Source organism: Streptomyces kronopolitis (assembly GCF_014646275.1).
GTDB classification, from domain to species: domain Bacteria; phylum Actinomycetota; class Actinomycetes; order Streptomycetales; family Streptomycetaceae; genus Streptomyces; species Streptomyces kronopolitis.
On sequence record NZ_BMND01000028.1, the window covers coordinates 14,438 to 28,109 of the forward strand.

The window sequence follows — 13,672 nt, forward strand, 5'->3', positions numbered from 1 at the left end:
CCGTCCTTCGTCAGGCCTAGGCTCGCACCAGCATGGCCTGCGCCCTCCTCCGTGTCAGTCGACTTATCCGGGCCGGACCGGCCTCACCGGGCATCGAGCCGCCGACGCGCGAGGAGCATTCCGCCGAGCGCGCTCTCGGCGGAGGTGACCGTCCGGCGCACCTCGACGACAAAACCGGCCGCGTCGAGCCAGGTAGCCATCTGACCGTGCTGCCGTCGATGGACGCAGAGCTTCATCGCACGGCCGCCGTAGCCCTGCGTCTTCCACCGTGCCCCCTCGCCGACGTGGAAGCCGAGGAGCAGTGGCGCGCCCGGCCGCAGTACTCGCCGGAAGTGCGACAAGACCGTGCCGATCTCCTCGTCGGGGATGTGGATGAGCGAGTACCAGGCCACCAGGCCGGCCATCGAACCGTCTGCGAGGTCAAGACCGGTCATGGAGCCGACCTCGAACCGGACACCGGGGTGGTCGCGTCGAGCCACCTCGATCATTCCGGGCGACAGGTCGATCCCGAACGCGTCCGCCCCCAGCTGCCGCAAGTGGGCGGTGATCCGCCCCGTCCCGCATCCCACATCGGCGACCGGCCCCCCGCCACCGGCGCTCACCAGCTCGGCGAACTGCGCCAGGATCGCGCGCTCTTCGGGTGTCTTCTCCAAGAGGTGACGCACGTAGTCCGCATAACTCGCGGCGCCGGCGTCGTAGGACGCCCGTGTGTCGTCCAGCCAGTCGTCAGTGTCCATCCGCCCCGTGCCCCCACTTCTCGCCGACGGTCATCCGCGCTCTCGATAGCGTCACACATCGTAGGGATGTCGAAGCCGACGGGAGGTGCGTCGCACGCGTGGAGCGGACCGGCAGACCGGCTCGGATGTACCGGCGCTTCGGTGCGGTCGACGCCGCCGGAACGTCGTCGCTGTACGAGCGCGTTGCCGTCGGCCTGAGCGAGTCCGACGAAGCGTTGCGCACCCTCCAAGAGGCGCCGGCGCCTCCGCGCTGTGAGGCGGCAGTGGCCGGAAGCCGAGGCAGCGGCTTGTGATGTGGCGCCTTCACTCGCTAGCCCATTTGGGTAGATTGCCGTCAAGAACGTGGCTGACGATGCCCTCCGCTGGGTTACTGGAGTCAAACCGGTGGGCTGCCCATCCCTTTCCCGGGGGTGGGCAGCCCCATGGCCTCATTGCCACGTCTGCGTTACCCCCGGAATGGGGGCGGTCTCCTATGCTCGGCGCCGCCCAGCGCCTGTTGCGAGACCGACGGTAGCCCCACTCATCTCCGAGTAAGGGGTTCCGCATGACCGCGAACATCCAACCGCCGCTGCCAGTCTCCCAGTCCGGCATCGAGCCGCAGGCCTCAACCGCCCTGGCTCTGGCGGGACCGTTCGTTCTGGCCGTGGTGCCGCCGACCGGCCTCGGGGCCGGCGGGAATTCCGTGACCATTCTCGGTTCCGGGTTCACCGGCGCCACGTCGGTGCGCTTCGGCCTGATGGCGGCCACGAGTTTCACCGTGGTCTCCGACATCCTGATGACGGCGGTCGTGCCGCCCGGTGTGGGTATCGTCCCGGTCACCGTCATCACCCCAGCCGGCACGAGCAACGGCTTCCCGTACATCTACATCGGCCGCCCCACCGCGCCGCCGGTCATCACCTCGATCGTGCCGCCCTCCGGCCCGCCCGCGGGCGGCAACATCGTCACCATCAACGGTTCGGGCTTCACCAGCGCCACCGCGGTGAACTTCGGCCCCAACCCCGCCACCAGCTTCACCGTCGTGTCCGACACACAGATCACCGCCGTCGTGCCCGCCGGCACCGGCACAGTCCCGGTCACCGTCACCACCCCCGTCGGCACCAGCAACGCCGTCAACTACACCTACGCCGCGCCGCCCCCCGTCCCACCGGTGCTCAGCGCGGTGGTGCCGAACACCGGCCCGGCCGCAGGCACCAACACCGTCCTCCTCGTCGGCACCGGCTTCACCGGCGCCACCGCCGTCAACTTCGGCCCCAACCCCGCCACCAGCTTCACCGTCATCTCCGACACGCAGATCACCGCCGTGGTGCCCGCCGGTTCAGGTACGGTCCCGGTCACCGTGACCACGCCGGTGGGTACGAGCAACGCCGTCAACTACACCTACGCCGCCGCACCCGCCGCACCAGTGCTCAACGCCGTGGTGCCGAACACCGGCCCCGCCGCAGGCACCAACACCGTTCTCCTCGTCGGCAGCGGCTTCACCGGCGCCACCGCGGTGAACTTCGGTCCGAACCCGGCCACCAGCTTCACCGTCAACTCCGACACACAAATCACCGCCGTTGTGCCGGCCGGCACGGGTACGGTGCCCGTCACCGTCACCACCCCCCTCGGCACCAGCAACGCCGTCAACTACACCTACGCCGCCGCACCCGCCGCACCAGTGCTCAACGCTGTAGTGCCGAACACCGGCCCGGCCGCAGGCACCAACACCGTCCTCCTCGTCGGCACCGGATTCACCGGCGCCACCGCCGTCAACTTCGGCCCCAACCCCGCCACCAGCTTCACCGTCGTCTCCGACACACAAATCACCGCCGTCGTACCCGCCGGCACCGGCACAGTCCCCGTCACCGTCACCACCCCCCTCGGCACCAGCAACGCCATCAACTACACCTACGCCGCCGCACCCGCCGCACCAGTGCTCAACGTGGTGATGCCGAACACCGGCCCGCTCACAGGCGCCAACACCGTCCTGCTCGTCGGCACCGGATTCACCGGCGCCACCGCGGTGCACTTCGGTCCGAACCTGGCCACCAGCTTCACCGTCATCTCCGACACGCAGATCAGCGCCGTCGCACCGGCCGGCTCCGGCACAGTCGCGGTCACCGTCACCACCCCCCTCGGCACCAGCAACGCCGTCAACTACACCTACCAGGACACAGGCACCTCTAACTGCACCATCGCCGTCCCCAACTCCAACCTCGCAAGGGTGTCGTACTTCAACACCCAGACCCTCACCATCACCGGGTCGCCGACCGCAGTGGGCTCGACCCCCTGGCGCGTCGCGGCCTCGACGACCGCACCGTTCGCCTACGTCACGAACAACGTCAGCAACACGGTCTCGGTGATCGACACCAACACCAACACCGTCATCGCCACCATCCCGGTCGGCTCGGGGCCAGAAGGTCTCGCGGTGACCCCCAACGGTGCCAAGATCTACGTCGCGAACAACGTCAGCCACACGGTCTCGGTGATCAACACCGCCAACAACACCGTCATCGCCACCATCCCCGTCGCCGGGGCCCCAGTCCAAGTGGCGGTGTCCCCCAACGGCACCAGGGCGTACGTCGTCCTCCGCAACATCGCTTCAGTCGCTGTGATCGACACCGCGACCGACACCGTCATCGCCACCATCCCTGTCGGAGCGGGCCCCTACGGCGTGACGTTCTCGCCCGACGGCACCAAGGCCTACGTGGTCAACGGCACCGCCGGTACAGTCTCGGTGATCAACACCGCCACCAACACCGTCACCGCCACCATCCCCGGCGTCGGCACCGGACAGTTCAGCACCATCGCGGTGACCCCCAACGGCACCAGGGCCTACGTCACCAACACCGCCAGCAACACGGTCTCGGTGATCAACACCGCCACCAACACCGTCATCGCCACCATCCCCGGCTTCGCGGGGCCCAACGGCGTGCTGATCAGCCCGGACGGCACCAGGGCCTACGTCTCCAACACCGTCAGCAACACGGTCTCGGTGATCAACACCGCCACCAACACTGTCATCGCCACCATCCCCGGCTTCAGCGAGCCCGGCGAGATGGCTTTCATCCGGTGCTGCGGCTGCTAGACGGGAACCACAGCCGCCAGAGGCGGAATCGCTGCCGCACGCCCCGAGAGGAGATGCGCTCGGGACGGAAGGTCAGAGCCCGTGGCGCGACCTACTCCGGGCTGTGCGGCGCCTCCCCGAGGCATCCCACAACCGGCGGTCAGCGAGAAACCATGGTGAACCCACTGTGGGCACGGCAGGCGCCTCTGGCACCGCATACCAGCGGTGCCAGAGGCGCCTGCCGATATCGGTGCGCTCCGAATGGCCAGGTAGCGGTGACGTTCTGAATCGGAGACGACCACCGTACTGACCGGGAATCCGGCCGCATCGCGATGTACCCGGCCACCGACAGCCGGTCCCGAGCGGCTGCCGCTGTCGCCCCCGGTCAGGCCGTCGCGTACACGCGGGTGGCGAACTCCGCGATCTGTTCGTCGGTGAGGTTCTTGGCGAGATCGGCCTCGGTGATCATCCCCACCAGCTGGTGGCCGCCCTGGACGTCGATCACCGGCAGGCGCTTGATGTGCTGCTGCTCCATGGTCCGCAGCACCTCCGTGGCGTCCGCCTCGGCGTCGATCCAGTGCAGCCGTCCGCCCAGGGAACCGGCCTGTACCGTCGCCGGATCGATGCCGTCGGCACAACACGAGACGACGATGTCACGGTCGGTGATCATCCCCATCAGCTTGTTGTTGTCACCGCAGATGGGCAGGCAGCCGACGCCCAGCTCGCGCATCATCTTCGCCGCGTCCCGCAAGGATTCGTGTGCTCCTACACAGTGCGCTCCGCCGGACATGATGTCCCGCGCACGCAGCTTGCTGGCCATGATTCCTCCTGTCTCAGGAGTGTGGTTCGCCTTGCCTTCGATCACATCACGGATGGACCGGCGTCGCTCACCGGGAGCGGGGCGGGGTGTGGACCGGAAGCCGGGCGGAATACGGGCGGAATGCGGGGTCGCAGCAACCCCTTGCCGTCTCAACTACCGGCGCGCACACGGTGTTCTCCGGGTGACCGCCGGACCCGGGCCGGGTGTCGGGCGTAATGTCGGCGGACGTGACGTCGAATCCCTTCCTTGCGCCGAGCGACCTGCCCTACGAGCTGCCGCCCTTCGCGCGGATCCGCAACGAGCACTGTCTGCCCGCCTTCGTCCGCGGCATGGATGAGCAACTGGCCGAGGTGGCGGCGATCGGCGCGGCCGCCGAGCCGGCGACCTTCGAGAACACCGCGGCGGCGCTGGAGCGCAGCGGCGCCGTGCTGGACCGGGTCAGCCGGGTGTTCTTCAACAAGGCCGCCGCGGACACCGATGACGAGATCCAGGCGCTGGAGGCCGAGATCACACCCCGGCTGGCCGCCCACGAGGACGCGCTGCTGCTCGACCCCGCGCTGTTCGCCCGGCTCGACGCGCTCTTCGAGCGGCGTGAGCGGCTCGGGCTGGACGAGGAGCAGCGGATGCTGCTGGAGCGCCAGCACACGCGTCGGGTGCGCGCCGGTGCCCGGCTCGCGCCGGAACAGCAGCAGCGGCTGCGTGCGCTGAACGCCGAAATCGCCGCCCGGTGCACCGAGTTCGCACAGAACCTGCGCACCGCCGACGCGGCCGCGGCGCTGGTGCTGGACCGTGCCGAGGAGCTGGCCGGGCTGCCCGCGGACCAGATCGCGGCCGCCGCGCGGAACGCCGAGGCGCTCGGGCACGAGGGGAAGTTCGTGCTCAGCATGAAGAACGTCTCGAACCAGCCGGAGCTGGCCGCGCTGACCGATCCCGCCCTGCGCGCGCGGCTGCTGGCCGCCTCGCTCAGGCGCGGCGCCGACAGCAACGGCCCGGTGGCCGTCGCCCTGGCCGGGCTGCGTGCCGAGCGCGCCGCGCTGCTCGGCTACCCCAGCCACGCCGCCTGGGAGGTCGCCGACGGGACCGCCAAGACCACCGACGCCGTCGAGGACCTGCTCGGCCGGCTGGTCGCGCCCGCCGTCGCCAACGCCGAGCGGGAGGGCGCCGCCCTGGCCGAGGTGGCCGGCGTCGCCGAGATCGGCGCGGCGGACTGGCAGTTCTACTCCGAGCGGGTGCGCAAGGAGCGCTTCGACCTCGACGCGGCGGAGCTGCGGCCGTATCTGGAGCTGGAGACCGTGCTGCACGACGGTGTCTTCCACGCCGCCGGGCTGGTCTACGGCCTCACGTTCACCGCGCGCCCCGATCTCGTGGCGTACCACCCGGACGCCCGCGTCTTCGAGGTGCACGACGCCGACGGCGGTGCGCTGGGCCTGTACATCGGCGACTTCCACGCCCGGGCGTCGAAGCGGGGCGGTGCCTGGATGAACGCGCTGGTCGCACAGTCCCGGCTGCTCGGTCACCGGCCGGTGGTGGTCAACAATCTGAATGTCGCGAAGCCGCCGGCGGGCGAGCCGGTGCTGCTGACGTGGCGTGAGGTCCTCACGCTGTTCCACGAGTTCGGGCACGCGCTGCACGGCCTGCTCTCCGATGTCCGCTACCCGTCGCTGTCGGGCACCCAGGTGCCGCGTGACTTCGTCGAGTTCCCGTCCCAGGTCAACGAGGTGTGGGCGGACTGGCCCGAGGTGCTGGCGCACTATGCGCGCCACCACGTCACGGGTGAGGCGATGCCGCCCGAACTGCCCGCCCGGCTGCGCGAGGCGGAGGCCTTCGGCGCGGGGTTCCGGATGGTGGAGCAGCACGCGGCCGCGGTGCTCGACTGGGCCTGGCACAGCCTCTCCCCCGACCAGGTGCCGGACGAGGACGCCGCCGAGGTCTTCGAGGCCGCCACCCTTCAGCGGCACGGGCTGGCGATGGCGGCGATCCCGCCGCGCTACCGCACCGGCTACTTCGCCCATGTCTTCCACGGCGACTACGCGGCCGGGTACTACGGCTACCGCTGGGCGGAGGTGCTGGACGCCGACACCGTGCGCTGGTTCCGGGAGAACGGGAAGACCGTGCGCGAGAGCGGGGAGATCTTCCGCCGGGAGCTGCTGAGCAAGGGCGGCAGCGTCGACGCGCTCGGGGCGTTTCGCGCGGTGATCGGCCGGGACCCGCGGATCGAGCCGCTGCTGGCGCGCCACGGGCTGGACGGCTGAGGGGCGCGGCGGGCCACCCTCCCGCGCGCGACCGGCCGGCGGCTGATGCCCCCGGCCGGTCGCGGAGGGGATCACCAGGCCGCGGGGGCGTAGTCCTTCAGGAAGCAGCCGTAGAGGTCCTCGCCGAGTTCACCGCGGACGATCGGGTCGTAGACCCGGGCGGCGCCGTCGACCAGGTCGAGCGGGGCGTGGAAGCCCTCGTCGGCCAGGCGCATCTTGTCGGGGTGCGGGCGCTCGTCGGTGATCCAGCCTGTGTCGACGGCGGTCATGAGGATGCCGTCGGTCTCCAGCATCTCCTGGGCGCTGGTGCGGGTGAGCATGTTCAGCGCCGCCTTGGCCATGTTGGTGTGCGGATGCCCGGCACCCTTGTAGCCGCGGCTGAACTGGCCTTCCATCGCCGAGACGTTGACCACGTACTTGCGGCGGGCGGTGGCCGCGGCCATCGCCGGGCGCAGCCTGCTCACCAGCAGGAACGGGGCGGTCATGTTGCAGAGCTGGACTTCCAGGAGCTCGAGCGGGTCGACCTCGTCCACCTTCTGGATCCAGGTGTTGGTCGCGTGCAGATCGGGGACGAGCCCGCCGGCGTCGATCGCGGTGCCCGCCTCGATCCGGGCGGGTGTGGCGGAGCCGGTGGTCAGCGCCAGCGCGGTGATGTCCTCGGCGGTCAGGGCGCCGGAGCCGGCCGCGACGGCGGGGAGGGCGGCGGGTGCGCCGCTGCCGAAGTGGCCGAGGACGACCGAGGCGGGCAGCTCCCCGGCGGGCAGCGGCGCGGACTCGGCGGCGACCAGCTGTCCGTAGGCCTCCGGGGAGCGGCGGACGGTCTGGGCGGCGTTGTTGATCAGGATGTCGAGCGGGCCGTCGGCGCTGACCGTGTCGGCGAGCGCGAGGACCTGCGCGGGGTCCCGGAGGTCGATGCCGACGATCTTCAGCCGGTGCAGCCACTCCGCGCTGTCCGGCATGGCCTTGAAGCGGCGGACGGCGTCGTTGGGGAAGCGGGTGGTGACGGTGGTGTGGGCGCCGTCGCGCAGCAGCCGCAGCGCGATGTACATGCCGATCTTCGCCCGGCCGCCGGTGAGCAGCGCGCGCTTGCCGGTGAGGTCGGTGCGGGCGTCGCGGCGGGCCCGGTTCTCCTTGGCGCAGGGCGGGCAGAGCTGGTGGTAGAAGGCGTCGACCTGGACGTAGCGGCTCTTGCAGGTGTAGCAGGAGCGGGGGCGTTCCAGGATGCCGGCGATCTCGGTCGTCACGGAGCTGCTGAGGGCCAGGCCCTGCGTCTCGTCGTCGATCCGGTCGGGGGCGCCGGTGGCGGTGGCCGCGGTCACCGCCCTGTCGTTGGCGGTCTTGGCCGCCCGGCGCTCCTGGCGGCGGCGCTGCTTCACCTTGCGGTAGATCCCGGCGGTGGCGCGGCGGATCGCGATGGCGTCGGGGTGGTCGAGGGGCAGCCCGTCGAGTTCCTCCAGCACGCTGAGGCAGACCGCCATCCGTTCCGCCTCGATACCCGCGTCCGCGGCCATGCCTGTTTCGGTCACCGTCATCGCCGCTGCTGCTTCCCCTGGGATCGCGTGTTCTATTTATGCTTCGGCGGAACTGTACGTAGCCGGGGGCGGCAGCGCCAAACCCGGCCGGCGCGCGGTCCGCGGCCGCCGTGCGGAGCACCGCCCCGCACGGGTCACGAGGGGCCCGGCGCCGGTCGCGCCGGGCCCCTCGGCTCCGTCTCACTCCTCGGGCGTCACGTCACCGGGTCGTGGCCCAGCTCGATGTCGCACTCGCCGTGCCCGGCGGCCCCCACGGTCAGCGGGGTCGCCACCGGCGGGTAGCCGCTGGCGATCAGGGTGTAGTCGCCGCTGTCGAGGTCGGTGAAGACGTACTCACCGTCCCGGCCGCTGGTGGCGGTGCCCACCACGTTGCCCGCCGGGTCCAGCAGGGTCACCCGGGCGTCGTCCACCGGACCGCCGAGGGCCGTGCGGACGGTGCCCCGGACCTGGGCGCCGGGCGTCAGCCGGACCTCGTACCAGTTGCGGGCGCCGGAGACGACCTCCACCTGGAGGGCGGCGGGCCGGTGGTGCTCGGCGCTGACGGCCAGGGTGTAGCTGCCCGGGCTCAGTTCGGCGAAGGCGAAGCCGCCGTCCTGGCCGGCCGCCCCGGACGCCACGACCTCGCCGCGGACGTCGGTGGCCACGACGAGCGCGCCGGGCACCGGGTCGTCGCCCTTGTCCTCCCGGACCTCGCCCGAGAGGCCGGCGGCGCCGCTGAGGGTCAGATCGAACGCGATCGGCTCCTCGCCCACCACGACGGTGGCGGCCTGCGGCTTGCGGGCTCCGGCCGAGCCGATCAGCACGTACGTGCCGGCGCCGGTCGTGGGCAGGGAGTAGCCGCCGTCGGCCCCGGTCGAGGCGCGGCCGAGTTGCCGGCCGCCGACGCTGATCAGGGTGACCGCGGCCCGGTCCACCGGCCGGCCGTCGCCGTCGCGCACCGTGCCCCGGATCTCGGGGCCGGTCGCGCCGGTCACCGAGCCCGCGGGGGACTTGGTGAGGACGGGTGCGGGCGGGCCCGCCGGGGTGGCGGCCGGTCCGGCCGCGGCGAGCGGATCGACGATGTCGAGCGGCGTCGTGGCGTCAGCCGCGCTCTCGGCGGGCCGCGCCGCCGCGTCGGCCTCCGCCTCGGCCTGGGCCCGTGCCTGGAGGCCGGAGAGCTGCCGCAGCGGCATCTCCTTGATGAACCACATCAGCACGAAGGCCAGCGCCACGACGATCGCGCCCATCAGGAACACGGTGTGCATCGAGTCTGCGAAGCCGCGCTTGAACGGCTCCGCCAGCCGCGGGTCGAGCTGCTGGATGAACGACGAGTCGCTCAGCACGCCCGAGGAGTTGCCGTTGCCGGGGTGCTGGAGCATGTCCAGCACGGGTTTGTTCGCGGGATTGTGCAGCACCGCGGGGTCGTGCAGCGCGGCCTGGAACCGTTCGGTGTGCACGGCGTCCTTGAACGCCGCGGAGATCTTCTCCCCGACCGTGCTGAACAGCACCGACAGGAAGATCGCGGTACCGGCGGTGGCGCCCATCTGCCGGAAGAACGTGGCCGAGGAGGTGGCCACGCCCATGTCCCGCGGTGGCACCGCGTTCTGCACGGACAGCACCAGCGTCTGCATGCAGCAGCCCAGGCCGAGGCCGAAGAGCAGCATGTAGACCATGGTCTGCCACAGCGGGGTGTCCCACTGGACCTGGAAGTGGAAGAGCAGCATCGCCGCGACCATCAGCGCGGTGCCGATGATCGGGAAGAGCTTGTAGCGGCCGGTCTTGCCGGTGATCTGGCCGGTCGCGACCGAGGCGATCAGCATGCCCGCCATCAGCGGCAGCATCTCCAGGCCCGACTTGGTGGGGCTGGCGCCCTTCACGATCTGGAGGTACTGCGGGATCATCAGCATCCCGCCGAACATGCCCATACCGATCAGCACGGACATCACACTGGTCTTGCTGAAGGTGCCGTTGCGGAACAGCCGCATCGGGATCAGCGCGTCGTCCCCGATCCGCCGCTCGACGAAGATCCAGGCGATGATGCCGACCACGCCGACGGCATAGCAGGCGATCGACCGGCCCGAGTCCCAGCCCCACTCCCGGCCCTGCTCGGCGACGAGCAGCAGCGGCACGACACCGAGCGAGAGGGTGACCGCGCCCCACCAGTCGATGCGGTGATCGCGGCGGGTGTGCGGGATGTTCAGGACCTTGGCGACGACGAACAGCGCGATGATGCCGATCGGCACGTTGACCAGGAAGACCCAGCGCCAGCCGGTGATGCCCAGCAGCTGGTCCTGACCGGCCAGGGCCCCGCCGATCAGCGGCCCGGCCACGCTGGAGGTGGCGAAGGTGCCGAGCATGTAGCCCTGATAGCGGGCGCGCTCCCGGGGCGGGACGATGTCACCGAGGATCGCCAGCGCCAGCGACATCAGACCGCCGGCGCCCAGACCCTGGACGGCCCGGAAGGCAGCGAGTTCGGTCATGGAGGTGGAGAAGGTGCACAGCACCGAGCCGCCGACGAAGATCGTGATCGCGGCCAGGTAGTAGGGCTTGCGGCCGTGCAGGTCGGACAGCTTGCCGTACAGCGGGGTGGCGATCGTCGAGGTGATCAGGTAGGCGGTGGTCGCCCAGGCCTGCTGGCTGAGGCCGTGCAGATCGTCGGCGATGGTCCGGATCGAGGTGCTGACGATGGTCTGGTCGAGGGCGGCCAGGAACATCCCCAGCATCAAGCCGCTGAGGATGGTGAGGATCTGACGGTGGCTCAGGAAGCCGGGGGCGGGTATCGCCGCGGCTGACGCCTCGGGCGGAGAGGTGGCTGTGCTCATGTACGAATGTCTCCCTGCTCCACGGCGGCGCCCTGGTCTCCCCCGGGACCCAGCCGTGTGTGTTGTCGTTCTGCCATGTCCTCGTTGAGGCGGCCCAGCAGCCGGATCAGATCGGCCCGGTCCTGGGGCGTCCACGGTTCAAGGAGCGCGGCGAGTTCGGCGTCGCGCTGACTGCGGTACTGCGCGAAAGCGGCCCGCCCGGCATCCGTCGCGGCCAGCAGCGAGCCGCGGCGGTCCTCCGGGTCGGGGCGCCGGGTGACCAGGCCCCGCTCGACCAGCGAACGCACCTGGCGGCTGACGGTCGACAGATCGAGGAAGGCGTCGGCGGCCAGATCCGTCGCCCGCTGGTCGCCGCCGACCACCAGCCTGGCCAGCAGCACCCGGTCGGCCGCGCCGCCGTCGGTCTTCGCGCGCTGCTTCCATGCCGCCATCAGCCGGGAGAAGCGGACGATCTCCGTTCCCAGCCCGGCGGCGGCCTCCTCCAGCCTCGATGAGGCGGTGACCTGCGCGGCAGCCCGGTCGCAGGTATGGACCGTGCCCTTGCTCATCGTCGTGATCCCTCGCGGTGGTGTCGTCGACCCGCTGAATACATTGCTTGTATCCAGCAAGCATAGCGGCTGGAACCGGCCACGTCGTACCACCCTCGGCATCCGGGGGCCTCGGCTTCCGGGGACTAGGCCCGGCACCGCCTCTTCCGGCCGCGGCGCCCCGCCGGCCCCGGGGACATGGCACGCTGGCCGCTGACCGGTAAGGACAGGCGGACGGAAGGATGCCGACGATGGGTGTGGGCGACGGCGCTCGGCAGCGGGCGGCGCTCGGGACGTGGCCGACCCCGCTGGAACCGGCGCCGCGGCTGGCCCGCGCGCTGGGGCTCGGCGCGGACGACCTCTGGGTCAAGCGCGACGACCTCACCGGGCTCGGCGGCGGCGGGAACAAGGTGCGCAAGCTGGAGTGGCTGTGCGGTGCGGCGCTCGCCGAGGGCGCCACGACGCTGGTGACGACCGGCGCCGCGCAGAGCAACCACGCCCGGCTGACCGCGGCGGCCGGCGCCCGGCTCGGACTGGACGTGGTGCTGGTGCTGGCCGGCTCACCCGACTCGTCGGCCTCCGGGAACCTCGTCCTGGACGGCCTCTTCGGGGCCGGCGTCGTCTGGGCCGGGAAGGTGCGGGGCGCGAAGCTGGCGGCCGCGGCCGAGCGGGTGGCGGAAGGGCTCCGGCAGCGGGGCGCCGTCCCCTGCGTGATCCCCCTGGGGGGTTCCAGCCCGGTGGGCGCGTACGGCTACGCCGAGTGCGGGCGCGAACTCCTCGACCAGGCCCCGGACCTGGACACCGTCGTCGCCACGCTCGGCTCCGGCGGCATGATGGCCGGTCTGGTGGACACCCTTGGCCCCGGCCGGGTGCTGGGGGTCGACTGCGGGGCGGTGGACGATCCGGCGGGCACCGTGACCGGGCTGGTCGCCGGGCTGTCCGGCACCGTCCACGCCCCCGGGGACCTGCGCCTGCGACACGACCAAGTCGGCGCCGGCTACAGCGCGTTGACCGAGGAGTCGATGGACGCGCTGACGCTGGCGGGCCGCACGGAGGGCCTCGCGCTGGAGCCCGTCTACACCGGGCGGGCGCTGGCCGGGCTGCGGGCGGCGGTGCGGGACGGCTCGGTGGCACCCGGGCGGCGCACCGTGCTGCTGCACTCCGGCGGGCTGCCCGGCCTGTTCGGCCACGCCGCCGCCGTCGCCCGCTCGCAGGAGGCGCTCACGGTCCTGTCGCCGTAGGTCGTGTCCCGGACGCGCCCCCCGCGGCGCCCCGGCCGGGGTCAGATCGCGGGGAAGGTCTCGGGGACGCCGAGCGTGCCCGCGACGGCCCGCCAGATGGCGGCCTGGGCGGCGGGGAGGTCGATCCTGGGGTCGCCCAGCATCAGCCGGATGCCGAAGCCGTCGCTCAGCGCCAGCAGCAGCGTGCTGGTCGCGTCGACGTCGCAGTCATGGAATTCGCCCGACTCGATGCCCCGCCGGATGGCCTGGGCGAGCCAGGTGTGCAGCTGGTCGTAGAGGTCGACGGCGAGCTGCTGGGCGGTCTCGTCGCGCAGCGCCCGCACCCACAGTTCCTGCCACAGCCGCCAGTCCTGCCGCAGCTCCGGGTCCGTGGGGAGCATGTTGTGCAGGATGCGGGCCAGGACCACCGAGGCCGGCACGGTGTCGGCGTCCCGTTCGAGTTCGGTGCCGGTCTGGCCGAAGGAATGGGTCATCGCCTCGGCGAAGAGCCGCTCGCGGTTCTCGAAGTGGTAGTGGAGCAGCGCCGTCGACACCCCGGCGTGCTCGGCGACCATCCGCATACGGATCTTCTCGAAGCCGACCTCGGCGATCACTTCGCACGCGGCGGCAAGGATGCGTTCCCGCGTTTCGAGAGTGCGTTCGGCCTTGGCCACGTGAGTGCTCCCCGGTTCGGTGTCGCTGGTGTCGGCGGGCGCGGCGGGCCCGTCCGGTTCCAT

At 71.5% G+C, this 13,672-nt stretch carries 9 protein-coding genes; 3 read left to right on the plus strand and 6 right to left on the minus strand.

The window, feature by feature from the left end; translation table 11 throughout:
• Positions 1-83: 83 nt before the first annotated feature.
• Complete coding sequence (locus IEY78_RS25250) at positions 84-737, minus strand: class I SAM-dependent methyltransferase (protein ID WP_189101991.1); 654 nt, start codon at positions 735-737, stop codon at positions 84-86.
• 544 nt (positions 738-1,281) lie between these two features.
• On the opposite strand from IEY78_RS25250, the gene IEY78_RS25255 reads away from it, so the two are divergent.
• Positions 1,282-3,804, plus strand: a complete 2,523-nt coding sequence (locus IEY78_RS25255) for an IPT/TIG domain-containing protein (RefSeq protein ID WP_189101994.1) — start codon at positions 1,282-1,284, stop codon at positions 3,802-3,804.
• Positions 3,805-4,168: 364 nt separating this feature from the next.
• On the opposite strand, the gene IEY78_RS25260 is transcribed toward IEY78_RS25255, so the two are convergent.
• Positions 4,169-4,603 (minus strand): CBS domain-containing protein, encoded by a 435-nt coding sequence (locus IEY78_RS25260; RefSeq protein ID WP_189101996.1) that lies wholly within the window; start codon positions 4,601-4,603, stop codon positions 4,169-4,171.
• A 227-nt stretch (positions 4,604-4,830) separates the two neighbouring features.
• Here IEY78_RS25260 and IEY78_RS25265 point away from each other — a divergent pair, with 227 nt between their 5' ends.
• The gene (locus IEY78_RS25265; RefSeq protein WP_444544923.1) at positions 4,831-6,855 is read left to right on the plus strand and encodes a M3 family metallopeptidase; all 2,025 of its coding nucleotides are present in this window, start codon (positions 4,831-4,833) and stop codon (positions 6,853-6,855) included.
• 71 nt (positions 6,856-6,926) lie between these two features.
• Here IEY78_RS25265 and IEY78_RS25270 read toward each other — a convergent pair whose 3' ends face one another.
• The 3 genes from IEY78_RS25270 to IEY78_RS25280 all read right to left on the minus strand — a co-directional run bounded on the left by IEY78_RS25270 (position 6,927) and on the right by IEY78_RS25280 (position 11,736).
• Entirely contained in the window at positions 6,927-8,387 is a 1,461-nt protein-coding gene (locus IEY78_RS25270) for an SDR family oxidoreductase (protein WP_189102000.1), read from the minus strand.
• A gap of 194 nt (positions 8,388-8,581) precedes the next feature.
• Positions 8,582-11,188, minus strand: a complete 2,607-nt coding sequence (locus tag IEY78_RS25275; protein WP_189102002.1) for an MFS transporter — start codon at positions 11,186-11,188, stop codon at positions 8,582-8,584.
• The gene (locus IEY78_RS25280) at positions 11,185-11,736 is read right to left on the minus strand and encodes a MarR family winged helix-turn-helix transcriptional regulator (protein ID WP_189102005.1); all 552 of its coding nucleotides are present in this window, start codon (positions 11,734-11,736) and stop codon (positions 11,185-11,187) included. Before IEY78_RS25280 ends, IEY78_RS25275 begins: the two co-directional genes overlap by 4 nt.
• A gap of 230 nt (positions 11,737-11,966) precedes the next feature.
• On the opposite strand from IEY78_RS25280, the gene IEY78_RS25285 reads away from it, so the two are divergent.
• Complete coding sequence (locus IEY78_RS25285; protein WP_189102006.1) at positions 11,967-12,956, plus strand: pyridoxal-phosphate dependent enzyme; 990 nt, start codon at positions 11,967-11,969, stop codon at positions 12,954-12,956.
• 41 nt (positions 12,957-12,997) lie between these two features.
• Here IEY78_RS25285 and IEY78_RS25290 read toward each other — a convergent pair whose 3' ends face one another.
• Positions 12,998-13,672 carry a TetR/AcrR family transcriptional regulator gene (locus IEY78_RS25290; protein WP_229700166.1) on the minus strand — a complete coding sequence of 225 codons (675 nt, stop codon included), beginning with the start codon at positions 13,670-13,672 and terminating at the stop codon, positions 12,998-13,000.

Coding starts and splice junctions, on each gene's coding strand:
- IEY78_RS25255 (WP_189101994.1), top strand. CDS start 1,282: ATGACCGCGAACATCCAACCGCCGCTGCCAGTCTCCCAGTCCGGCATC.
- IEY78_RS25290 (WP_229700166.1), bottom strand. CDS start 13,672: ATGGAACCGGACGGGCCCGCCGCGCCCGCCGACACCAGCGACACCGAA.
- IEY78_RS25285 (WP_189102006.1), top strand. CDS start 11,967: ATGGGTGTGGGCGACGGCGCTCGGCAGCGGGCGGCGCTCGGGACGTGG.
- IEY78_RS25275 (WP_189102002.1), bottom strand. CDS start 11,188: ATGAGCACAGCCACCTCTCCGCCCGAGGCGTCAGCCGCGGCGATACCC.
- IEY78_RS25260 (WP_189101996.1), bottom strand. CDS start 4,603: ATGGCCAGCAAGCTGCGTGCGCGGGACATCATGTCCGGCGGAGCGCAC.
- IEY78_RS25280 (WP_189102005.1), bottom strand. CDS start 11,736: ATGAGCAAGGGCACGGTCCATACCTGCGACCGGGCTGCCGCGCAGGTC.
- IEY78_RS25270 (WP_189102000.1), bottom strand. CDS start 8,387: ATGACGGTGACCGAAACAGGCATGGCCGCGGACGCGGGTATCGAGGCG.
- IEY78_RS25250 (WP_189101991.1), bottom strand. CDS start 737: ATGGACACTGACGACTGGCTGGACGACACACGGGCGTCCTACGACGCC.